Below are 21,624 nucleotides of genomic sequence, written 5' to 3'. Positions count from 1 at the left end.
CCCGTCAGCAGGGCCGCGCCCGCCGCGCCGCCCGCCAGCCCCGCCCCGCCGGTCGCGGCGGCGCCCAGGAACGCGCGCCGCGACGGCCGGCTCCGCTCTCCGTTCTCCTCAGCCATGTCGCATCGACTCCACGTGGTGGTCAGAACCCCCTCATGGTGTCCTGGGCCACGGCGGAGAGCGCCGAAATGGGTTGGAGTCCGTTATCTCCGGCCCGGCAGGGCGGGCGACCTCACGAAGTACCGCGCTCGGCGTCGCCTTTCCGTCCGGCCTGGCGCCGGAACATGAGCAGCCCTCGCGACATACCCTCACATATCTCCGAAACGTCGTGAAATGTCAGGAGTTTTGACACAGACATGTCACGATCGCGGTAACGATTGGTTGCCACGTCCTCATGCTCTGTTATGGTCCCTCCTTGTCCCCATTTGGGGCAACCTTTACTTCCCTAGGAGGAACATGCGGAACGCGAAGAAGGTAGCCGTCCTCACCGCGGCCGTGGCGACCGCCACCGCGCCCCTGCTGGCCCTCGCCACCCCGGCGATGGCCGCTCAGCCCGCCGCGACCGCCACGACCGTCCAGGCCCAGCCGCTGGAATGGCTCTCCCTCGACGCGCTCACCGGCTCCAAGCTGGTGCAGCGGGTCAAGGATCTGCTGGGCAAGGGCTACGTCCCGACGTCCCTGAACGTGACCAACGCGGCCAACCCGCTGTACACGACCCTCTGGACCAAGGACCCCGGCCGCAAGATCAACGTGCTGCAGGGCATCAAGGGCACCGAGCTGACCAAGCGCATCCAGGAGCAGCTGGCGGCCGGCTACCAGCCCAAGCTGCTCAGCGGCACGGGCACGGGTGCCGGCGCGGTCTTCGCCGGGGTCTTCGAGAAGACCACGCAGCTTGTCAAGTCCCAGGTGAGCCTGACCAAGGAGACCTTCACCAAGGTCAACCAGGAGCTCGCCGCCGCCGGCTACAGCCTGGCGTCGCTGGACGTGTACGGCACGGTGGAGCGGCCTCTCTATGCGGCCGTCTGGATCGCCGGCGCCGCCACGGGCACCCTCCAGGTGACCCTCGGCCAGACGGTCACGGAGCGCGGCAAGGAACTGCTGACCAAGACGAGGCAGGGCCTGCGCCCCGTCCTCATGGCCGTCGAGCCCGGCAACCTCTACACCACCGTGTGGGGCAAGGGCAGCGTGAGCGGCATCAAGGAGTACCTGAACCTGTCGAAGACGACTTACACCATCAAGTCGGCCCAGATGAAGCTGCTCGGCTACAGTCCGCAGATCCTGAGCGCCGAGGACGGCGTCATCGCGTCGATCTGGACCAAGGGCTAGATGTTCTTCCGGTGACTTCCCGGTGACGTGAGCCCGGACAGCACCCCTCCGCCGTTTTCGCGGTCTCGTCCCGCGGTGAGCCACGCGCGAAAGCCGTCACGGAGGGACGTGCGCCGGTGACTCACGGCACCGGGGAGCATCGAGGAGCGCCGCGACGTCGTCCGGCACGCCCGCCGCCGTGACACCCGGTGTCGCGGCGCCGGCCGCGTTGTGGGGGGTTGATGCGCCCCGGGTCATCCGAGGGCTTTCTCCAGCTGCGACTTGCTCATCTTCGAGCGGCCCTTGATGTCGCGCCGCTTGGCCTCGGCGTAGAGCTGGTCCCTGGTCCGGCCGGCCGCCCCGGTGTGCGAGCGCAGCCCGCCCCTGCGGCTCGACGACATGTCCTTGGTGGAGGTCTTGCCGGCGGTACGCGACTCGCCCGCCCTGGCTCGTTCCTTGTTCACCGTACGGGCGGCGATCTCCTTGGCCCGTTTGCCGCTCTCGCCGCGTTTCTTGGCACTGTCCTTGACGTGCTCGTACTGACGTTCCCGCTTCTTGCTAGAACCGCGAGGCATGGTGTCCCCCATTTCGTGAGATGACGCGTTTGGACGGCATCTACCCACCGGAACAGCACGAAACGGATGAACCTGATCAAACAGCCGGAACTCTGGCAGCGTCAGGCGGCCAGGCGGGTGATCGCGGCGATCGAGCGGTCGACGTCCGCCTCGGTCGTGGTCGCGTTCGAGACCGAGATCCGCATGTACCGCCGCCCCCGCCAGGTCGTGCCGCCCGCCCAGCAGGTGCCGTCCGCCTGCACGGCGGCCACCGTGCGGTCGGTGCGGGCGTCGTCGCCGAAGCGGACCAGCACCTGGTTGAGCACCACCTCGTTCGCCACCTCGAACCCGGCGGCGGACAGCCCGCCGGCGAACCTGCGGGCCAGCGCGCAGCAGCGGTCGACCAGCGCGGCGACCCCGTCGCGGCCCAGCTCCCGCAGCCCCGCCCACACCGCGAACCCGCGGGCGCGGCGCGAGGACTCGGCGGTCAGATCCGCTCCCGCCGGGACGCCGCCCGAGCCGACCAGGTACGCGGCGGTGAGGGACATCGCCGCCGCGTGCGCGCCGGGCCTGGCGCAGAACGCGAACGCCGAGTCGTAGGGCAGGTTCAGCCACTTGTGCCCGTCGCAGGCCCAGGAGTCGGCCAGCTCCAGCCCGTCCACCAGGTGCCGGGTCGCGGTGCCGGCCGCGGCCCACAGGCCGAACGCGCCGTCCACGTGCGCCCAGCCGCCGTGCCGGTGCACGAGCTCGCACGCCTCGCGGAGCGGGTCGCAGGCACCGGTGTTGACGTTGCCCGCCTGGAGGCAGACGACGGTGGGCCCCTCGGCTCCGGCGCGCAGCACCTCGCGCAGCGCCCCGGCGTCGATGGCGCCGTCCGGCCCGGCCGGCACCGGCTCCACGACGTCCGTGCCGAAGCCGAGCAGCCGCAGCGACCTGTCGATGGTGGCGTGCCGCTCCGCACCGGCGATCACCCGGACGCGCGGCGCGCCGGCCAGCCCGCGCCGTTCCACGTCCCAGCCCGCGTCGGCCAGCACCTGGTGGCGGGCGGCGGCCAGGCCGACCGTGTTGGCCGCCTGGCAGCCGGTGACGAATCCCGCCGACGCCTCCTGCGGGATGCCCAGCAGCTCCTTCAGCCAGCCGCCCGCGGCGGTCTCGGCCGCGATGGCCGCCGGGTGGGTGACGGCGTTGGTCGCGACCTCGTCCCAGCCGGCGGCGAGGATGTCGGCCCCGGTCGCCGCCGGCAGCGCGCCGCCGACCACGAACCCGAAGTACCGCGGCCCCGCCCCGGCGACCAGGCCGGGCTCGGCGGTGGCGATCAGGTCGCCCAGCACCCGCTCCGGCGGCGTGGGGCCGGACGGCAGCGGACCGGCGAACGCCTTGGCCAGCGCCTCCTGGTCGACCGGCACCCCGACCGGCCGCTCCGCCAGCGACCACCGGTATCCGGCCGCGTGCTCGGCGGCCGTGCGGAAAAGACGCGCCAACTCCTCCATCGACGCACCTCATCCCCGGCCCTGAGCCACATCGACGTGACCGGGGTCGATCACGCACGCCTCGTCCTGCAGATTCCGCGGCCAGGCCGCGCTCTCCACCATGCGCCGGTAGTCGGGACACTGGGTGAAGTCGTCGGCGCCGCACTCCATGAGGTGCTCGATGAGCCGCTTGGACGCGGCGATCTCCTCCAGGCGCCGGCCCAGCTCCTCATGCTGGCGTCGCAGCAGCGCCCGGCGCTCGGCGCGGCCGGCGGCGTCGAGCACGCCGCGGATCTGCTCCAGGCTCAGGCCGCCCGCCTTGGCCCGGATGATCGTCATGACGCGGATGACATGGTCGCGGGTGTAGCGGCGGCGGCCGTTCACTCTGGCGGCCGGGGTCAGCAGGCCCATCGACTCCCAGTGGCGCAGCACGTGCGGCGCCAGGCCGAACCGTTCCGCGAGCTCTCCGATGCGCATCGAGTCGGTTGACTTCATGTTGACATTAACTTGCGAAGCCGCCTCGCCGTCAACCCCTCGGGAACCGCCCGTCCGGCACGCCTCCGGAGACACGCAGCGGTGCGTGACGCCCTGTTCACAGATGACTGCGCAGGATCGTAAGGTGTCAGAGTGAAGGTCGAGATCATCCGGCCGGTCTGGCGCCCGCCGCGCACCTGACCGGCGCCCGATGCGCGGGACGTGGCCCCTACCCCTTCAGCCTGCGGGCTGACGCAGACAAGGAACAACCCCCCATGGCTCAGACCAGTCCACCCACTCCCGCCGAGACGGGAAACGACGGCCAGCCCGCGCTGAAGCGGGTGATGGGCCCCGGCCTGCTGCTGCTGTTCATCGTCGGCGACATTCTCGGCACCGGCATCTACGCCCTGACCGGCCAGGTGGCCGGCGAAGTGGGCGGCGCCGCCTGGCTGCCCTTCGCCATCGCCTTCGTCGTCGCCCTGATCACCGCCTGCTCCTACCTCGAACTGGTGACGAAATATCCGGAGGCGGCGGGCGCGGCTCTCTATGTGCATAAGGCGTTCGGCAAACACGTGCTGACGTTCCTGGTGTGCTTCGCGGTGATGTGCTCGGGCATCACCTCCGCCTCCGCCGCCTCGCGGGCCTTCGCCGCCAACCTCGTCACCGGCTTCGGCCTGGAGGCCGGCAACACCGTCATCCTGCTGATCGCCCTGGCGTTCATGCTGCTGGTGCTGGCGGTCAACCTGCGCGGCGTCGGCGAGAGCGTCAAGCTCAACGTGGTGCTCACCGCGATCGAGCTGTCGGGCCTGCTGCTGGTCATCGTGCTCAGCATGTTCTTCATCCTCGGCGGGCAGGCCGACTTCTCCCGGGTGGTCGCCTTCGAGACCCCCTCGGACAAGAGCGTGTTCCTGGCCGTCAGCGCGGCGACGTCGCTGGCGTTCTTCGCCATGGTCGGGTTCGAGGACTCCGTCAACATGGCCGAGGAGACCAAGGAGCCGTCCCGGATCTTCCCGCGGATGATGTTCACCGGGCTCGGCATCACCGGCGTGATCTACGTGCTGGTGTCCATCTGCGCCGTCGCGGTCGTTCCCGTCGGTGTGCTCGCCGAGAGCGAGACGCCGCTGGTGACGGTGGTGCAGACGGCCACCCCCGGAGTGCCGATCGCCGACCTGCTGCCGTTCATCTCGATGTTCGCCGTCGCCAACTCCGCGCTGATCAACATGCTGATGGCCAGCCGGCTCCTGTACGGGATGGGCAAGCGGGGCGTGCTGCCGCCCTTCCTGGCCAAGGTGAACGCCGTGCGCCGCACGCCGCACGCCGCGATCGTGTTCACCACGCTCCTCGCCATGGGCCTCATCACGTTCCTGTCGCTCGACCCGGAGAGCCCGGTGGTGTCGCTGCTGGGCGGCACGACGTCGCTGCTGCTGCTCGCGGTGTTCGCGTTCGTCAACGTGTCGGTGCTCGTCCTGCGCAGGGAGGACACCGGGGCCGAGCACTTCAACGCCGGCCGCGTCCTGCCGGTGCTGGGCACGATCACCTGCCTCTACCTGGTGCTGCCCTGGTCGTCGGGGCGGCCGGTCGGCCAATACCAGATCGCGGGCGTGCTGCTGGCGATCGGCGTGGTGCTCTGGCTGCTCACCTGGCTGTCACGCAGGAACAAGGTCTGACCACTCCCGGGGCCCGCGAGCCGGGCCCCGGCTCATCGGCCGTGCCGGAACGCGCCCCGCCCGTCAGCCGCTGCGGGCGGGGCGCGTTCCTGTCACATCACCAAGCGCCTGTCACATCACGAAGCGGAAGAGCGGGCTCGACGGGTCGATCTGCTCGATGCGCGGAGGGGCGGCCTCCATCCGCTTCAGCAGGGCCGGCAGGTCGGCGGGGCTCGACAGCTCGATGCCGACCAGCGCGGGGCCGGTCTCGCGGTTGTTGCGCTTGACGTACTCGAACAGGGTGATGTCGTCGTTGGGGCCGAGCACCTCGTCGAGAAAGCGGCGCAGCGCGCCCGGCTCCTGCGGGAACTCGACCAGGAAGTAGTGTTTGCGCTCCTCGTGGACCAGGGCGCGTTCGACGACCTCGGCGTACCGGCTGACGTCGTTGTTGCCGCCGGACAGCACGCAGATGACGGTGGCGCCCTCGGGGATGCCGGCCGTGGACGGGCCGCTGAGCGAGGCGGGCGCGAGCGCGCCGGCCGGCTCGGCGATGATCCCGTCGACCTGGTAGAGCGCCAGCATCTCGCTGCAGACGCGGCCTTCGGGCACGGCGACGAGCTCGGCCTTCGAGGCGGCGATGAGCGGAAGGGTGAGGGCGCCGGCGCGGCTGACGGCGGCGCCGTCGACGAAGGTGTCGATGGAGTCGAGGGTGACCGGCTCGCCGGCCGCGATGCCCGCGGCGACGCAGGCGGCTCCGGCGGGCTCGACCCCGACGACCCTCGTCTCCGGGTGCCATTCGCCCAGCCAGGCCACGGAGCCGGCCAGCAGCCCGCCCCCGCCGACCGGGAGCACGACCACGTCGGGCGCGGAGCCGAGCTGACTGACGGCCTCGCGGATGACCGTGCCCTGTCCGGCGATCGTCCTCGGGTCGTCGAACGCGGGCACCAGCGTCGCCCCCGTGGCCTCGGCGTCGGCGACCGCCGCCGCCGACGCCTCGTCGTACGTCTCGCCGCCCAGCACGATCTCGATCATGTCGCCGCCGAGCGCGCGGATGCGGTCGCGCTTCTGCCGCGGCGTCGTCCTGGGCAGGTAGACCCGGCCGCGTACGCCCAGCGCCGAGCAGGCGTAGGCCACGCCCTGGGCGTGGTTGCCGGCGCTCGCGGCCACCACGCCGGCCCCCCTCGTGGCGTCGTCCAGCTGGGCGATCAGGTTGAAGGCGCCGCGCACCTTGTACGAGCGGACGGTCTGCAGGTCTTCGCGCTTGAGCCAGATGTCGGCGCCGGTCAGCTCGGAGAGCCGGGCGCTGCGCTCCAGCGGGGTCGTCGCCACGATGCCCGCCAGCCGCCGGGCCGCGGCATCGACGGCCGTGGCGTCCACCCGCGCGGCGTCGTTCGCCGCGGCGGCCCGCGTCTGTGCGGGGCCGACTGAAGCGGCGTCCGCCCGTGCGGCGTCGCCGCTTCTGCCTCGATCTGCCATTTCGCTGTTCCTCTTCAAGCGTTTCGCTCGCTCGTCGCGTGGTGCGGCCTTCGTGCCCGTCGCGTCACCGTCGCGTCACCGCCGAGCCCCAACGCTCCCCCGTCCAGGCGATATCATATCGACGATCCTCGAACCGTCTTAATCGTCACCGAACTCGTCTGGAAGGGCATGACCACCGACACCGCACTTCCGCCGGACTCCGCTCAGCTGCTTGAGGTGTTCAAGGCGCTGGCCAACCCCGTGCGGCTCCAGGTGCTGCGGTGGTTGCGCGATCCGGAGAAGCACTTCCCGGTTGAGCAGGGTATCGCGGATCCGTACGAGGTCGGTGTCTGTGTCAGCCACATCCAGGGCAAGCTCGGGCTCGCGCAGTCGACCGTGTCCGCCTATCTGGCCGCGCTGGAGCGGGCCGGCCTGGTCCGCTCGACCCGGGTGGGCAAGTGGACGCACTACCGGCGCGACGAGGAGAACATCGCCAGGATCGTCGCCGTGCTGGGCGAATCCCTGTAGCGGCGACCGCCTTTTTACCCGCCCGCCCGCCCGGCAGGCCGGCACCGCCACCAGGACGCCTACGCCACCACCGTGCCGACGCTTCCGCTCGGCAGGCCGGCGCGGTCGGGCAGTACCCGGGGCAGGCCGCGTAGCCACGTCTCCAGGTCCGCCGGCCACCACCGCCCGGCCACCAGCCGGCCCAGTTCCTGCGCCACCGCCGACGACGACGCGGGCACCGGCACCACCCGTACGGGCGCGGCCCCCGCCAGCACCCCGAGCCACCAGTGCCGCCACGTCTCCGGCATTCCGTCGGGATCGAGCACCAGGTAATAGTCGGGCAGCACCAGCCGGTCGGCGCGCAGTTCGGCCAGCGCGGCCTCGATGGCCACTTCCAGCCCGCCGACGGGTTCGGTGCCGTCGAAGAAGCCCGTCCACGCCGCGGCCACTCCGGCCAGCGGGTCGGCGTCGTGCACCACGTACGTCGCCGCCGACCGTCCCGCGAGCTCCGCCACCTCGGCCGGTCCGCGCTCGCCGCGCGGGATCGCCCGCACGTTGTGCAGTCCGTCGAGGCCCGCGACCACGTCCCCGGCCGCGTCCCCCGCCACCACGACTACGGTACTGGTCAATCGCCGCATACCGGACAGTCTATGGTCGGCGCTCGGCCGCGGGGATCGAACGTCCCTCGCCGCCGGCTCCCCCACCGCCGGCGGACGGTGGCTCACTTCGACAGGTAGAGGGTCTTCCAGGTGCCCGCGTACAGGCAGTTCAGCGACGGCTTGGCGCTCCTGAACTCGGAGCAGACCTTGAGCTCGACCTGGTACACGTCGCGGTACTTGAAGGAGAAGTGCTTCGGCGTGCGGTAGGAGCAGTCGAGGACGCTGTGGTGCCGGAACGGCAGGTTGTTCCCCTTGCGGTAGCTGATGCGGAAGACCGCCCATCCGCAGGCGCTGCCGCGGGTGTTGTCGTACACCTTGCCGGTGATCTTCACCTGGCGGGCGGTCGGCAGGGTGGCGTGGTCCTCGCCGGCGGCGGACAGGGTGCCCCAGGCCTTCGCGGTGTGCCTGGGGGCGTGGTACGGGCCCCACGCGGAGCCCGCGTCGGCCTGGGCGGCGGGGGCGACGGCGGCGAGCGTAGTGATGGCGGCGGTCGCGGCGGCGGTCAGGCCGGCGAGGGTGCGGGAGATCGACATGGCCGGGAGGTCCTTTCGGGAGGTGTGACCACACTGTGCGCCGGATCGATTTCATGGCGCTTACCAGGGATCGGCGTCCACTTTCAGCTCTCTTGCACGGGACGTCCGTTACAGCAGCTCGTCATCCGATCAGAAAATAGGAGTGTACTCTCATAAGAAAGTCAACTCCGATGAAGGGAGAACGGGCATGAGCGGTGACGTCAACGGCCTGCACCATGTCGGGCACATCGTGCGGAACATGAACGAGGCCATGGAGCTGTATCGCCGGCTGGGCTTCTCCGTGTCGGCGCCCGTCCATCCCGTGCTGCCCGGCGCCGCCGAGATGTTCGGGGTGGCCAACGCGCACGTGCGCTTTCCCGGCGACTTCATCGAGCTGGTGGCCGTCATCGGGGACGGCTCGCACCTGCCGGCGGGCGCCCGTGCGATCCCGCTGGAGGTGCCGGAGGAGAGGCGGGCGGGGCTGGCGGCCGCGATCCGCGTCACCGTGGCGAACATCGCCGCCTTCGCCGAGCGGTTCGAGGGGGTGCACATCATGATCGCCGACACTGCCGATCTCGACGGCGTGGCTTCCCGGTTGGCGGCCGGCGGTGTGGTCCATGGCGGCGTGCACGCCGTCCAGCGGCCTGTGGAGACGGGCGCCGGGGTCAGGATGGAGCCGGCGCGCTACCTGGAGATCTCCGATCCGGATCTGGGGCCGGGACGGGTGCCGGAGGGCCGGATCGGGTTCGCCGAGAACCTGCTTGCGGGCTCGTCCCTGGCACACGTGGACCATCCCAACGGGGCGACCGGGCTGGCCGAGTGCGTGCTGTGCGTGGACGACGCGGCGTCGCCCGAGGTGGAACGACGCTACGCGACGTACTTCGGACGTCCGGTGAACCTGGGACGGGCGGGCACCGCCATCGAGCCGGCGGGGGTCACGGTCGTCAAGCCGGCCGGGGTCACGGTCGTCGCCGCGTCGGCGTTGGACGCGGTGTTGCCCGGCGAGCGTCCGGCCGCGCTGCCGGCGTTCGTCGCGTACGCGGTCACCGTGCGCGACGTGGCCGCGGCCGAGCGGCTGCTGCTCGGCAACGGGGTCCCGGTCGCCAGGACCGCCGGCGGGGAGGTGTTCGTCCCCGCCCGCGCCGCGCTGGGCGTGGCGATCATCTTCCGCCAGGAAGGTAAGGCTGGGGCGGGGAGATCGGTAACGTGGCGGGGGTGTTCGAGTATCACGGATGGTTGACCATCCGCGAGACCGCGGGTCTCGACGACGATCCGGCGTCACTGCGGCGGCAGGTCGAGAAAGTCGGGGAATGCCTGGCCGAGCTCGGCGACTACGGGCTGGTCGATCTGCGGTGGATGAACGGCGTGCCGTTCATCCACGTCGGCGGCAACCCCAATCATCGTGGCACCTGGGGTCCGGCGATCATCACCCTGTTCTCCCGGGTCGGCCGGATCGCTCCCGGGTCCTACGGGCTCCTGCACGTCTGGGACGACGAAAGCGGTCCTCACTCCAACGAGTTCCGGGTCTTCCGGCTGGCCCGGGGCGAGGTGACCGAGCACGCGGACGCCCTGTTGTCGCCGGCGATCCCCACCCTCGAAGATCCATGGGGCGGTGACGCGACCACGGGGTGATCGCGATCGTACGACCGACCACCCGTAGTCCGTCACCTCACCGACCGGATGCGCCTCAGGCGAGCCGGCGCGGGCCACCGCACCGGGGCACGCGAGCCCGCGCGGGCCACCGCACCGGGGCACGCGAGCCCGCGCGAGCGGCCGTACTGGAGAAAGCCGTGGACGTGGCGCGGGCGCGGCCTCTACGCTCGGGGCGCAAGCAATCAACGTGAGATCTCCGCTCGGTGACGGAGCCGGTGTGGGGCGCGCGTCCCCGTTCCACACCGATACTGGACGGTTCCCGGCGTTGACCACGGGTCGGCAGATCAGGACGCCGACGACCCCAGGTGGTCCGTCCCGCCGCGCGGCGAAAGGGACGCGCCGTGCTTCCGGCCACCTATCGCCATCTTCTGCGCACTCCTGGTGCCGCCGCCTTCTTCCTGACCGCCGTCGCCGGCCGGGTCGGCATCGCGATGACCAGCCTCGGCCTGGTCTGGCTGATCCACTCCCGGACCGGCTCCTACGCCGTGGCCGGCCTGGTGACCGGCGGCTTCGCCGTCGCGGAGGCGCTGGCCGGGACGCAGCTCGGCCGGCTCGTCGACCGCTTCGGCCAGACCCGGGTGCTGCCGCCCGCCCTGCTCGCCCACGCCTCGGCGGTGGCCGTCCTGCTCACCCTGGTCGCGTCCGGCGACCCCGCGTGGTCGCTGACGGCGGCCGGGGTCGCGGCCGGTGCGAGCATCCCGCAGCTCGGCGCGCTGTCCGGGGCCCGTTGGGCGGCCCTGCTCAATGGCGGCCGATCCGCCGAGCTGCCCACCGCCTTCGCGCTGGAGTCGCTCGGCAACGGGTTCGCCTACCTGGCCGGTCCCGTGCTGGTCAGCGTGGCGGGGGCGAGCGGGCATCCGGCGTTGGGGTCGGCGCTGGCGGCGGCTCTGGTGGTGGGCGGCGGGCTGGCGCTGGCCGCCCAGCGCCGTACCGCCCCGCCGCCGGCCTCCGGGGCGGCGGAGCGCCGCCAGGCGAGACGTTCCCTGCTGCGGCCCGGTTTCGCCGTGCTGGCCGGGGTCAACCTGGCCATCGGCGTGTTCTTCGGCGCCATGCAGGTCTCGGTGGCGGCCTTCGCGGTCGAGCACGGGGTCCCCGCCGCCGCCGCGCCGCTCTACGCGGCTTCCAGTTGCGGCGAGCTGCTGTCCGGCTGGCTGTACGGGGTGCGCCGATGGCGGGCGGCGCCGCGGGTGCAGCTGGCGGTGGGGACGTCCGTACTGGCCGTCTGCTGCCTGTCGTTGCCGGTGACGGACTCGTTCCCGGGGATGGGGGTCGCGGTGGCGCTGACCGGGATGACGATTCCGCCGGTTCTGGTGCTCACCGGCGTGCTCACCCAGGCGACGGTGCACCGCTACGTGCTGACGCAGGCGTTCACCTGGCTCAACTCGGCGAGCGCGGCCGGCTCGGCCATCGCGGCGGCGGCTTCGGGGCGGGCTGTGGACACCTTCGGCGCCGCAGGGGGCTTCACGATCGCCTGCGCGGCCACCGTCACGATGACGCTGCTGGCCGTGGCCGGCCTGCACGCCCTACGCCCGTCCCCCGGTGAACCCGCCATCGACACCTGACCGGCCCCGTGTCAGCCGCCCAGCGTGCGCTTGAGGTGGAGGAGGTGGGCGCGGCGGGTGTGGGCGCGCCAGGCCAGTGCCAGCGACGCCCCCACGAACACCGCCCCGGCCGCCAGGGGCGGCAGCGGTCCCGTGTCCCGGGTGACGGCGATCGTCGTCACGAGCGCGGTCGCCGTGACCGAGGCGGCCACCGCGATCCAGGCCGCGATCACCCGCTCGGTCGCGAACAACGGCGCCCTGCGCGTGAGCACCCACCCGCCGTAGCCGGCCCAGGCGAGGCAGAACCCCGTCAGTACGGCGAAGGCCGTACGCGTGCCGCCGGGCAGCGGCCCCGGCTCGGTCGCCCACAGGGCGGCGACGAAGACCGCGCCTGCCAGGCCGGCCAGCAGCGCCGCCACCGCGCGGATCCGCCGTCCCTTCGACAGGGACGACTCCAGCCGGTCGATCAGCTCCTGCGCCGAAAGGCGTGGCTCCTCCTGCGTCATGGCCGGTATCCCTTCTCCGTCAGATGTGCACGCAACAGGCGGCGCGCCCGGTTGAGCCGGGACTTGACCGTTCCGGCGGGAATGCCGCAGATCTGCGCGCATTCCTGCACTGTCAGGTCCTCCAGGTAGAACAGGACGAGGATCTCCCGCTCCAGCACGGGCAGGCCGGCCAGCCCCGCCATGACCTCGGCCCGCTCCACCAGCGCCTCGGCCGGGTCGTCCGCGGCCGGCGCCTCCGGCCCCAGGGCCGCCTCGGCCCTGGCGTACTCCGCGCGCAGCCGGTCGTTGACCGAGCGGCGGGCGATGGTGAACAGCCACGGCCTGAACCGGGCGGGGTCGCGCAGCCTGGGCAGGCCACGGACGACGGCCAGCCAGATCTCCTGCGACACGTCGTCGGCCCGCTCGGCGTCCAGCATGCGGCGCGCGTACGTCCAGACGGGCATCCGCCACCGCCGCACCAGCTCGGCGACCGCCGCCCGCTCGCCCAGCTGGGCGTTCACCACCAGAAGCTCGTCGGTCATCCCGTCCCTTCCGTCAACGAGCACAGTCGGGCGAGACGGCCCTCCGGTTCACGGTTCGCGAGGATTGTCGCGGTACGACGGAGCTCCGGCCGAGTTCCGCGACTCAGACGGGTGGCCAGCCCAGCGAGTACGGCGGCGAGTCCGCCGGAGGCTCGCCGCCCGCCTCGGTGAAGGCGTTCATCGCCGCGACGAGCTCCCGCCGCTGCTCCGGTGACATGCGGGCGACGATGGAGCCGATCTCGCGGCTGCGGTGGGCCATCACCTGGTCCACGATGAGCCGCCCCTCCTCGGTCAGCCGCATCAGGCTCTCGCGCCGGTTGCGCGGGTTGACCTCCCGTACGATCAGCCCGGCGGCCATGAGCCGGTCGGCCATGCGCATGGCCGTGGACGAGTTGACCCCCAGCAGGTCCGCCATGGTGACCAGCTTGGTCTCGCCGTGGGTGGCCAGCGCCACCATCATGCGGAACTGCGGCAGCGTGACGCGGTCCTCGACCGCGCCCAGCGATCGTGCGGCGACGGCGACCAGCAACCGGGAGCCGGTCAGGACCGCAGAAACGACGGCCGAGAGGTCCTCGCCGTGGACCCGGCGCTCATCGTCTTCCTCCATGGCCACTGTTGTACAGCCCCGCCGGAGTCCTCGGGCCCTCCTTCGGGCCGGAATCGCGCCACATCACCACCCAGCGATGACCTGAAGTCCCGTTTCGCCACGAAATTTCGGAATTTGGCGGGTGGAGGCTGGATGAGACGCCCAGGCCCTACGCGCCGCCGCTTCCTCAACCGTGGTCAACACAACCAGCGGCTGGTCACCAGGTCACTCCTGACCAGCCCGCGGTAGTGGCGCAGCTCTGCCCGCCGGTACCGGGCGATGAGCTTGGTCGTGATGCCGTACAGCCAAGGGCGCACGGCCCCTTGGGAGGCGTCGAACGCCTCGCGCCGCTGGAAGGCGACGAGGAAGGTCTCCGCCGCCAGATCCTCCGCCATGTCCAGGGGGATCCGGCGGGCGATGTAGCGGCGGATCTCCTCGTAATGGGCATCGAAGACCGCTTCGAACGTGTCAGGGGCAAGTCTCAATCAGGGCTTCAGAATCAGGCCGACATCCCTTCTTGCCCGCCGCCGCTCCACCCTTCCCGACAATCTTGCGAGCGGATGAGGAGCACGAGCGGCTCTCCTACAGGGGAAGGATCGCCGATATGGCCGTCAGAGCAGCCTGCACGATGATGATGCCGACGACCGATCGAAGAAGGATCAGCTTCCAGTGGAGCGCTCCCGCGACCCGCTGCGCCCGCAACCGATCAGCGTCCTCGCGCTCACCGGCGACGGGACCCCGCAGCGACGCCCCCGAGCCAGACCGGCGCCAGAGCGCCACCACCAGCAGCAGGACGGCGCCGGCCGCGCACGCCTGGGCCACGGCGTTCGCCACGGTGGACAGCAGCCCATGAGTCGCCACCCCACGAGCGGCCACCAGTAAGACCCCGGTCCCGGCAAGCAGCACGAGGGCGGCGGCGTCCGCGTACAACACTCCGCGCCGGCTGCGTGCTGCGTCCGAAGGAGACATCGACACCCATATCAGTGTTCCGGAAAAGACCGCATGAATGGCTTACCACACGACGTCACCCCGTGACATCCGACAAGGACCGGCGAACCGAGGTCGTGTCGTCGAACGTGACGCCCAAGCGCATGATCATCTGCGGGTAAGCGCCCGAGCAGATCTCCCGCCTCAGGAACTCCCGCAGCAGCTCCATCTCCAGGACCTGCGTGTGAAAGGCCGCGCTGACCCCGTACGCCGCCGCGTGCAGCAGGACGTGCTGGAGCGCCTCCCCCGCGCTGATCCAGTCCGCCCGCCCGTCGCCGGCCGTGGTGAGCAGCGCCACCACCCCGAGCCCCGGGTCGCGGCCTCCCTCGCCGCCCCAGTCGTGGCGCCAGGCGTAGTCGCGTTGCGGGAAGTCGGGATCGGTGCGCACGGCGTGCCTGGGGTAGCCCGTGGCGGGCACTCCGTCGTCGCGGCTGCTGCCGGGCGGCCGGGCCCAGCGGATCACTTCCAGGCTGAAGCGCCGGTCCTGGCTCTGCACCCCCTGCGCGGCCCGGGTGAGCGAGGCCAGCACGTCGACCGCCGCCGGTGAGCGTACCGGCGTCAGCTCGGCGCCCTCGGCCGCGGCCGCCTTGACCAGCCGGTCGATCAGCTGATCGGGGACGGGCACGTCGGCGAAGCCGGCGCGGTGGGTGCGCCGCCGCTCGATCTGCTCCGCGAGCATCCGCACCGTCTCGTCCGGATTCGTCTCCGAGCCCGGTCTGAGCGTGGCGAGCAGCGACGGGCGGTCCGGGTCGGGCAGGACGCGGACGACGGGCTCGTAGCCGTGGCAGCGCATCGCCGTACGCAGGGTGAACAGGGCCGCGCCGCAGCTGATCGACAGCTCGCGGCCGGAGGCGTCCTCCACCCGCAGCTTCCTGTCGGTGTCGGCCTTGAGGCAGATCTCCTCGCCCGACACCGAGAACGCCCACGGCTGGGTGTTGTGCACCGACGGCGCCCAGCGCGCGGCCTCGACCGCGGCCTCCATGGCGCTTTCCAGCGGGTGCTTCGCCGGACGGATGCTCATGGCCGTTCCCCCTCCACCGAACGATGTGCCCAGCACAACACACCGACGAACCTCCTGGTCAGAGGCTTATGTCCGCACCTTCCCCGACGTCTGGTGGCGAACAGAGGACTTTCGTCCCTGTACGCGGAGGGCCCGCGGTGGGCACGCTGCTGGAGTGATGTACCTCCACGACCAGCCGCCGGACGCCGATGGCACGCGGCGGCTCCAGGAACTGCCCGCGGCCGAGGCGCTGCGGCTGCTGGCCGGCGTGCCGTTCGGGCGGATCGTCTTCACCCGTCAGGCGCTGCCCGCGATCAGGCCGGTGAACCACGTCGTCGTGGACGGGCACATCGTGATCCGCTCCGATCCCGGCACGATCCTCGGCGTCCAGGTGGCGCGGGCGGAGACCGTGGTGGCGTACGAGGCGGACGAACTGGACGGGCACGAACGCCTGGGCTGGAGCGTGATCGTCACCGGGGTCGCGCACGCGGTGACCGATCCCGGTGAGGTGGCCCGGTTGAAGGGGCTGCTGCGGCCGTGGGTGACGGGCGGGATGGATCAGGTGATCCGGATCCGCCCGGAGATCACCACCGGATTCCGGCTGGTCCCCGCGCTGGGGGAACCGGGACGTACAGAGGCCGATCTGCGCAAATAACCGATCTGTGCGGATGGCCCGCATCCGGACGCGACTCGCTCAGAGCCTGATCCAGTCGGTCGACACGCTCAGCCCCGTGACCGTGCGGCACTGCAGGCGGAACGGTTCCGGCGGCTTCTCGTTCAGGACGAACACCCCCATCTCATCCACCGCCGCCACGTGCGAGTACCCCGACTCGCTCAGCACGTGGATCCGCCCGGCCTGGGGCGGCACGAGCTGGCCGATCAGCGTGCCTTCGGTGATCTCCAGCTCGATGCTCAGCTCGGCGGCCACGAACGTCAGGGCCCGCAGCGCGGCCGGGTCGGCCCGCAGCAGCGCCGCCTCCTCGTCCTGTTGCAGGCCGGAGTCGTAGGCCAGCTCGGCGAGTTCGGCGTCGATGTTGTGCCAGGCGAAAGCGGTCTTCCCGGCCTCGACGAAGTCGCGTGGGACGGCGTCTGCGGCCGTGAGGGCCACGATGAGGCGAGCGAGTAGTTCCTCGTCGTCCCACACCTCAGACATGATGTTCACCTTCTCTCGTTTCCAGGTCCGCCCGCATGACGGCGACCAGGGCGGCGTCCGCGCGCAGCCGCGCCAGGCAGCGGGCTCTGGTGGGGCCGATGCTGCCCATGGCCATCCCCAGGCGGCGGCAGATCTCGTTGTAGGGCATCTCTTTCATCAGCAGGCCGAGCAGCCGCCGGCAGTCGGGCGACAGCCGGGCGAAGGCGGCGCGCAGCACGGCGTCGCGTTCGGCGTCCTCCACGACCTGCTCGATCGTGGTGGTGCGGTCGTCCATGGCCATGGCCACGTCGAGCAACTGCTCGGAGTGGTCCTGCTTGCGTCTCGCGCGGCGTACGCGCAGGCATTCGTGTTTCGTGGTGGTCGCCAGCCAGGAGCCGATCTTGTCGGGGTCGCGCAGGCGGCCGAGGTGCTCCACCGCGCGCATCCACACGTACTGGGCCACGTCGTCGATGTCGCGGCGGTCGAGCCCCTGGTCCCGGCAGATCGACCACAACATCGGGGCGTACCGCTCGACGAGCACGTCCCACGCGCCCTGGTCACCCGCGCGTGCGCGGACGACCAGGGCTCCGACAACGGACTCCTGCGACATGACCACGCCTCCTCCGGCGGTCCTCGCCCCGGTCAGTTCCTCCTGGGCCGGACCACCTCGATGCCACTGTCGGCGAACCCGTCCAGCTTGACCACACCTTGCCCGCTCAGCAACCGGTCCGCCGCCTCTCCGGCGTCGATTCCCTGGGTGTAGGCCTGATGTGCCAGGTAGCCGGCGGTGTACGCGGCCGCGAAAGAGCTGCCGCTCCAGGTGGCGTGGCCGGGGTGCGGGAAGGTCGCCCGCCTGTCGCTCACGACGACTTTGCCGGAGGGTACGTGCAGGTCGGCCATCCGAACGACCCCCGGCAGGTACAGTCCGGGCAGATCGACGCCCGGTGCCAGGCAGTCGGTCCACGGGGCCTCCTCAGGCGTGGGCGAGAAGTAGGCCGGCAGGCCGTCCTTGTCCTTCGCCCCGACCGCGATGACCGTGGAGCTGGCGGCGGGCCACATCGGGATGTTCGACGGCAGGTCGGAGAAGACGGCGCCGGCGGGGGCCCGCTCCTTCGCCTGGCCGTGGTTGCCCAGGGCCGCCACCTTGACGACGCCGGACGTGCGCTCGCAGGCGCGCGCCAGGGTCAGCGGCTCGCGCCCGTCCGCCGCCGCGCTGCCCAGGGCGATGATCATGAGGTCGAGGTCGTCGTCCAGGCTCTGCACCAGCCGGGTGGCCAGCGTCCACGAGGTCGTGACGAGTCGCTCGGCGTCCAGCACCGGGTAGACGACGAAGTCGGCGTCGGGCGCCTGCCGCGCGGCCACCGAGGCGACGAAGACGGCGTGCCCGCTGAAGGACACCCACTCCGGGCGCGGGCTGAGCAGGGCTCGGGGGGAGTCGATGACGTAGCGGCCCGCGAGCCCCTCGTGCGGGTACATCGGCGTGTCGAAGACGCCGATGCGCGGCCGCCGCCTGGGGCCGTCGGAACGCGCGGGCAGCTCGAACGCCGCGGCCGGCTTGGGGTCGCCCGCGCTGCCCCCGCTGTACGGCGAGCCCTCGATGTTCTCGTAGACCCGGTTCTTGGCCACGATCGGCTGGTAGCCGGCGTGCTTCTGGGCCGAGGTCTCCCGCAGGTGGAACAGCAGCAGGTCCAGCGGCGTGGGCGCCTCCCCCGGCTCGTAGCCGCCGGCGGCCCGCGCCCTGACGCGCTGTTCGAGGTTGGGCCCGAGCCTGGTGACCGCCTCTGCCACACCGACCAGCCCGTACAGGTTCAGCCCGAGGCCCTTGCTGGACTCGGTCAGCTCCGCCTTGATGCCGAGGCCGGACAGTTCGTGGCGGACGAGGGACTCGTCCTTCAGATCGACGACGATCTGATCGGGATAGAACGCCTCGATCCGGCGCCGGACCACACCGTAATGACCGGCCGTCATCGCATGTCTCCTTCGCTCGGGTGGTGAAAGCGCGCGCCGACATGCAGAGAACAGTTGTTGCCGGGTTGATACATCACAGACCGCAGGTTTCACGGCACACTCACGAGGGTGAGTGCGAGCCCCCCTGATCTCGCCACCGAGTTGCTCAGGCTGGCCGAGGCCGATCCCGCCCGGCTGACCGGCCTGGCCTCGGAGGTCGCCCGCCGGGCGCGCGCCGGAGGCGACCTGGAGCTCGCCTCGTCGGCCTGCCGCGCCCTGGGCATCGCCGCCCTGCACGTGACGGACCTGCGGACCGCGGAGCGGTACCTGCGGGACGCGATCCGGCTCGCGGTGCGGGCCGGTTCGCCTGACCTGGCCGCCGAGGCGCGGCTGCGACTGGCGTTCGTCCGGTGCGTCCAGGGGCGGATGGAGCAGGCGATCTCCGAGGTGGAGCTGGCGCTGCCCGACCTGCACGGCGCCGGCCGGGCCAGGGCGGAGGCGCAGCGGGCGGTGATCTTCAACCACCTGCGCCGTCCCGAGGACGCGCTGGCCTCCTACCGGCTCGCCGTTCCCGTCCTCGGCCGGGCGGGAGATCATCTGTGGCTGCAGCGGGTCCTGTCGAACCGGGGCATCGTGCACGGCTACCGGCACGAGTTCGCCGCCGCGGAGAGCGACTTCCAGGAGGCCGAACGGCTCTGCCGGCGGCTCGATCTCGATCTGTCGCTGGCCGTCGTGTGGCAGAACCTCGGCTGGCTCAACGCCCTGCGCGGCGAGGTGCCGGCCGCACTGCGCTACCTCGACCAGGCCGAGCGGCGCTTTCGCGCCCTCGACACCCACCAGCTGTGCTGGACGCTGGCCGACCGCACCGAGCTGCTGCTGTCGGCCGGGCTGATCGCCGAGGCCAGGGAGGCGGCCGAGGAGACCGTGCAGGAGTTCGAGCGCCGCGGGCGCAAGGTGGGGCTGCCGGAGGCGCGGCTGCTGCTGGCCCGCACGGCCTATCTCGTACGCGATCACGAGGAGGCTGTACGCGAGGCCCGCCGCGCGGCGCTCGCCTTCGGCCGTCAGCATCGCCGCGAGTGGGTGGCGGTGGCGCGCTTCGTGGCCCTGAGGTCTTTGGCGGCGATGAGCGACGACCCGGGCCGAGGCCCCACAGTCGGGCGGCGGGGCGGGCGGGTGAGCGTGCGTCAGATGGAGGAGTGCGCCGCCGAACTGGCCGAGACCGGCTGGCCCGCCCCCGAGGTGGAGGCGCGGATGATCGCCGCCCGGCTGGCCGTGGACGCCGGCCGGCCCAAGCGGGCCGAGCGGCAGTGGGAGATCGCCGGGCGGCGCCGCCACCGGGGCCCGGCCGGTGAACGCATCCACGCCTGGCACGCGGAGGCGCTGTTACGTCTGGCCAGGGGTAACCCGCGCGGCGCCAAGAGCGCGGTCCGCACCGCGTTACGCCTGCACGACGAGTACCGCGCCACGCTGGGGGCGACCGACCTGCGGGCGCACGCGTCGGAGTCCCGGGTGGAGGTGGCCGAGCTGGGGCTGCGGCTGGCGCTGCGGGACGGCGTACCCGCCGACGTGCTGACCTGGGCGGAACGGGGACGCGCCCGCCACCTGCTGATGAGACCGGCCAGACCAGCCCACGACCGGCACCTGGCCGAGGCACTCGCGCAGCTCCGCATCACGGTCGCCAGGATCCAGGAGGGCCGGACGGCGGGCGAGGACACCGCGGCGCTGGTGGAACGGCAGATCACCCTGGAACGCGAGATCCGCGACCACTGCCGCCGCCAGGAAAAGGTCTCCACCGACGCCAGCCCCACCGCGCCCGTTCCGCTGCGGCGGGTGGCGGAGGCGCTCGGGGAGCAGGCGTTGGTGGAGTTCGTGCAGGTGGACGACACGCTGCACGCGATCACCGTGGTCGACGGGCGGAGCAGGCTGCGCGCGCTGGGACCGCTGGCACCCGTGCGCACACTCGTCGACCGCGTGCCGTTCGCGCTGCGGCGGCTGGCCCGGCGCACCTCGGTGCCGGGCAGCCAGGCCGCCGCGCTCAACCTCCTGCGCGACACCGTCGCCAAGCTCGACGCGCTGCTCCTGCGCCCGCTCGCCGGCGACCTGCGTGACCGGCCGCTCGTGCTGGTCCCGAGCGGTCCCATCCAGGCCCTGCCCTGGTCGCTGCTGCCGTCCTGCGCGGGCCGCGCGATCTGCGTGTCCCCCTCGGCCACCCTCTGGTACGCCGGCACCCAGGCGGGCCGCGCCCGTACCGAGACCGGCCGGGTCGTGGTGGCCGCCGGTCCAGGACTGCCGGGGGCCCGCTCGGAGGCGGAGGGGGTCGCCTCGATCCACACGGTTCCGGCACTCGTGGACGACGCCGCCGGCGCGGAGGCGGTGCTGGCCGACCTGGACGGCGCCGCCCTGGCCCACGTCGCCGCGCACGGCCGCATCCACCCGAGCAACCCGCTGTTCTCCTCCCTGCGCCTGGCCGACGGCCCGCTCACCGTCTACGACCTCGAACGCCTGCACCGGGCGCCGGAGATCGTGGTCCTGGCCGCCTGCGACACCGGCCGCTTCGTCGTGCGGCCCGGCGACGAGCTGCTCGGCCTCAGCGCCACGTTCCTGGCCCTGGGCACCCGGACGATCGTGGCGCCGGTCCTGTCGATCCTGGACACCGAGAGCACCACCCTCATGATCGCGCTGCACAAACTGCTCGCCGCCGGCCACTCCACCGCCTCGGCGCTCGCCCAGGCACAGCAGCAGGTGGCCAGGGACAACCTGGAGGCGTACGCGGTCGCGGCCGGCTTCGTCTGCCTGGGCGCCGACTCGACGATGCCGGCCTGACCGTCCGTGATCGGCATCCGGGCGGCATCCGGACGACATCCCGGCGCGGACCGAGCCGGGAAACCAAGTCAAGGGGGTCAAGCCATCCTTGAATGCCGGAATGAGCTGGATCGACGCCGAATGCCTGAAGGATGGTCGCGCTCAACTCCTTCGCCATCTCCCATACGGTCTGGACGATCAGGAGACAGCCTTTCACAGGAGAATGACGAGCATCTGCTCGGCCGATTTCATCTCAAGCTCAAGAATCTGCGGACGTACGCAAGAGACGCGGGTGAGCAGCTCAGGGCTGAGGGCAGCGCGTTGATGCAGGTCGCCGATCCGGCCCGGGTGTTACCTCATGTGCCGGCCGA

At 71.8% G+C, this 21,624-nt stretch carries 23 protein-coding genes; 8 read left to right on the top strand and 15 right to left on the bottom strand.

Annotated elements, in window-relative coordinates:
- The first annotated feature begins 453 nt into the window (after positions 1-453).
- Positions 454-1,323 carry a hypothetical protein gene (locus ABFX54_RS14585; protein WP_346105048.1) on the top strand — a complete coding sequence of 290 codons (870 nt, stop codon included), beginning with the start codon at positions 454-456 and terminating at the stop codon, positions 1,321-1,323.
- A gap of 233 nt (positions 1,324-1,556) precedes the next feature.
- Here ABFX54_RS14585 and ABFX54_RS14580 read toward each other — a convergent pair whose 3' ends face one another.
- The 3 genes from ABFX54_RS14580 to ABFX54_RS14570 all read right to left on the bottom strand — a co-directional run bounded on the left by ABFX54_RS14580 (position 1,557) and on the right by ABFX54_RS14570 (position 3,820).
- Complete coding sequence (locus tag ABFX54_RS14580) at positions 1,557-1,877, bottom strand: plasmid stabilization protein (protein WP_346105047.1); 321 nt, start codon at positions 1,875-1,877, stop codon at positions 1,557-1,559.
- A gap of 101 nt (positions 1,878-1,978) precedes the next feature.
- The gene (locus ABFX54_RS14575; protein WP_346105045.1) at positions 1,979-3,346 is read right to left on the bottom strand and encodes a pyridoxal phosphate-dependent decarboxylase family protein; all 1,368 of its coding nucleotides are present in this window, start codon (positions 3,344-3,346) and stop codon (positions 1,979-1,981) included.
- A 9-nt stretch (positions 3,347-3,355) separates the two neighbouring features.
- Positions 3,356-3,820: a MerR family transcriptional regulator gene (locus ABFX54_RS14570; protein WP_346105044.1), complete on the bottom strand. Its 465-nt coding sequence runs from the start codon at positions 3,818-3,820 to the stop codon at positions 3,356-3,358.
- Between the two features lie 254 nt (positions 3,821-4,074).
- Between ABFX54_RS14570 and ABFX54_RS14565 the strand changes: the two genes are divergently transcribed.
- The gene (locus ABFX54_RS14565; RefSeq protein WP_346105042.1) at positions 4,075-5,466 is read left to right on the top strand and encodes an APC family permease; all 1,392 of its coding nucleotides are present in this window, start codon (positions 4,075-4,077) and stop codon (positions 5,464-5,466) included.
- 111 nt (positions 5,467-5,577) lie between these two features.
- Here the strand turns inward: ABFX54_RS14565 and ilvA are convergent, their stop codons facing one another.
- The gene (ilvA, locus tag ABFX54_RS14560) at positions 5,578-6,921 is read right to left on the bottom strand and encodes a threonine ammonia-lyase IlvA (RefSeq protein ID WP_346105040.1); all 1,344 of its coding nucleotides are present in this window, start codon (positions 6,919-6,921) and stop codon (positions 5,578-5,580) included.
- Positions 6,922-7,089: 168 nt separating this feature from the next.
- Here ilvA and ABFX54_RS14555 point away from each other — a divergent pair, with 168 nt between their 5' ends.
- Positions 7,090-7,428, top strand: a complete 339-nt coding sequence (locus ABFX54_RS14555) for an ArsR/SmtB family transcription factor (RefSeq protein WP_346105039.1) — start codon at positions 7,090-7,092, stop codon at positions 7,426-7,428.
- Between the two features lie 59 nt (positions 7,429-7,487).
- On the opposite strand, the gene ABFX54_RS14550 is transcribed toward ABFX54_RS14555, so the two are convergent.
- Positions 7,488-8,045 (bottom strand): hypothetical protein, encoded by a 558-nt coding sequence (locus ABFX54_RS14550; protein WP_346105037.1) that lies wholly within the window; start codon positions 8,043-8,045, stop codon positions 7,488-7,490.
- Between the two features lie 83 nt (positions 8,046-8,128).
- Positions 8,129-8,599 carry a hypothetical protein gene (locus ABFX54_RS14545; RefSeq protein ID WP_346105035.1) on the bottom strand — a complete coding sequence of 157 codons (471 nt, stop codon included), beginning with the start codon at positions 8,597-8,599 and terminating at the stop codon, positions 8,129-8,131.
- 187 nt (positions 8,600-8,786) lie between these two features.
- Here ABFX54_RS14545 and ABFX54_RS14540 point away from each other — a divergent pair, with 187 nt between their 5' ends.
- The 3 genes from ABFX54_RS14540 (at position 8,787) to ABFX54_RS14530 (ending at position 11,793) form a co-directional block, all read left to right on the top strand.
- Positions 8,787-9,818: a VOC family protein gene (locus ABFX54_RS14540; RefSeq protein WP_346105033.1), complete on the top strand. Its 1,032-nt coding sequence runs from the start codon at positions 8,787-8,789 to the stop codon at positions 9,816-9,818.
- Positions 9,815-10,210 carry an Imm7 family immunity protein gene (locus ABFX54_RS14535; protein ID WP_346105031.1) on the top strand — a complete coding sequence of 132 codons (396 nt, stop codon included), beginning with the start codon at positions 9,815-9,817 and terminating at the stop codon, positions 10,208-10,210. Before ABFX54_RS14540 ends, ABFX54_RS14535 begins: the two co-directional genes overlap by 4 nt.
- A gap of 362 nt (positions 10,211-10,572) precedes the next feature.
- The gene (locus tag ABFX54_RS14530; protein ID WP_346105029.1) at positions 10,573-11,793 is read left to right on the top strand and encodes an MFS transporter; all 1,221 of its coding nucleotides are present in this window, start codon (positions 10,573-10,575) and stop codon (positions 11,791-11,793) included.
- A gap of 11 nt (positions 11,794-11,804) precedes the next feature.
- On the opposite strand, the gene ABFX54_RS14525 is transcribed toward ABFX54_RS14530, so the two are convergent.
- From ABFX54_RS14525 to ABFX54_RS14500, 6 genes are all read right to left on the bottom strand, one after another.
- Positions 11,805-12,278: a hypothetical protein gene (locus tag ABFX54_RS14525; RefSeq protein WP_346105028.1), complete on the bottom strand. Its 474-nt coding sequence runs from the start codon at positions 12,276-12,278 to the stop codon at positions 11,805-11,807.
- Positions 12,275-12,799, bottom strand: a complete 525-nt coding sequence (locus ABFX54_RS14520; RefSeq protein ID WP_346105027.1) for an RNA polymerase sigma factor — start codon at positions 12,797-12,799, stop codon at positions 12,275-12,277. Before ABFX54_RS14520 ends, ABFX54_RS14525 begins: the two co-directional genes overlap by 4 nt.
- Before the next feature lie 103 nt (positions 12,800-12,902).
- Complete coding sequence (locus ABFX54_RS14515; protein ID WP_346105025.1) at positions 12,903-13,406, bottom strand: MarR family winged helix-turn-helix transcriptional regulator; 504 nt, start codon at positions 13,404-13,406, stop codon at positions 12,903-12,905.
- 176 nt (positions 13,407-13,582) lie between these two features.
- Complete coding sequence (locus ABFX54_RS14510; RefSeq protein WP_346105024.1) at positions 13,583-13,870, bottom strand: RNA polymerase sigma factor; 288 nt, start codon at positions 13,868-13,870, stop codon at positions 13,583-13,585.
- 97 nt (positions 13,871-13,967) lie between these two features.
- Positions 13,968-14,318 (bottom strand): hypothetical protein, encoded by a 351-nt coding sequence (locus ABFX54_RS14505; RefSeq protein ID WP_346105022.1) that lies wholly within the window; start codon positions 14,316-14,318, stop codon positions 13,968-13,970.
- A 91-nt stretch (positions 14,319-14,409) separates the two neighbouring features.
- On the bottom strand, positions 14,410-15,393 hold the full coding sequence (locus ABFX54_RS14500) for an Acg family FMN-binding oxidoreductase (RefSeq protein WP_346105020.1): 984 nt from the start codon (positions 15,391-15,393) through the stop codon (positions 14,410-14,412).
- Positions 15,394-15,550: 157 nt separating this feature from the next.
- On the opposite strand from ABFX54_RS14500, the gene ABFX54_RS14495 reads away from it, so the two are divergent.
- Positions 15,551-16,027: a pyridoxamine 5'-phosphate oxidase family protein gene (locus ABFX54_RS14495; RefSeq protein ID WP_346105053.1), complete on the top strand. Its 477-nt coding sequence runs from the start codon at positions 15,551-15,553 to the stop codon at positions 16,025-16,027.
- Positions 16,028-16,066: 39 nt separating this feature from the next.
- On the opposite strand, the gene ABFX54_RS14490 is transcribed toward ABFX54_RS14495, so the two are convergent.
- From ABFX54_RS14490 to ABFX54_RS14480, 3 genes are read right to left on the bottom strand one after another with little or no spacing between them, the layout of a single operon-like run.
- Positions 16,067-16,525: a hypothetical protein gene (locus ABFX54_RS14490; RefSeq protein ID WP_346105019.1), complete on the bottom strand. Its 459-nt coding sequence runs from the start codon at positions 16,523-16,525 to the stop codon at positions 16,067-16,069.
- Positions 16,518-17,114: an RNA polymerase sigma factor gene (locus tag ABFX54_RS14485; RefSeq protein ID WP_346105017.1), complete on the bottom strand. Its 597-nt coding sequence runs from the start codon at positions 17,112-17,114 to the stop codon at positions 16,518-16,520. The genes ABFX54_RS14490 and ABFX54_RS14485 overlap by 8 nt, the downstream gene beginning before the upstream one ends.
- 32 nt (positions 17,115-17,146) lie before the next feature.
- Positions 17,147-18,472, bottom strand: coding sequence for a S8 family serine peptidase (locus ABFX54_RS14480; RefSeq protein WP_346105015.1), 1,326 nt, complete (start codon positions 18,470-18,472; stop codon positions 17,147-17,149).
- Positions 18,473-18,580: 108 nt separating this feature from the next.
- Between ABFX54_RS14480 and ABFX54_RS14475 the strand changes: the two genes are divergently transcribed.
- Positions 18,581-21,274 carry a CHAT domain-containing protein gene (locus ABFX54_RS14475; RefSeq protein WP_346105013.1) on the top strand — a complete coding sequence of 898 codons (2,694 nt, stop codon included), beginning with the start codon at positions 18,581-18,583 and terminating at the stop codon, positions 21,272-21,274.
- The last annotated feature ends 350 nt before the right edge of the window (positions 21,275-21,624 follow it).

Origin of the sequence: Nonomuraea maheshkhaliensis, from assembly GCF_039529435.1 — a bacterium.
GTDB lineage: Bacteria > Actinomycetota > Actinomycetes > Streptosporangiales > Streptosporangiaceae > Nonomuraea > Nonomuraea maheshkhaliensis.
This window is presented reverse-complemented; position numbering and strand designations above follow the sequence as displayed.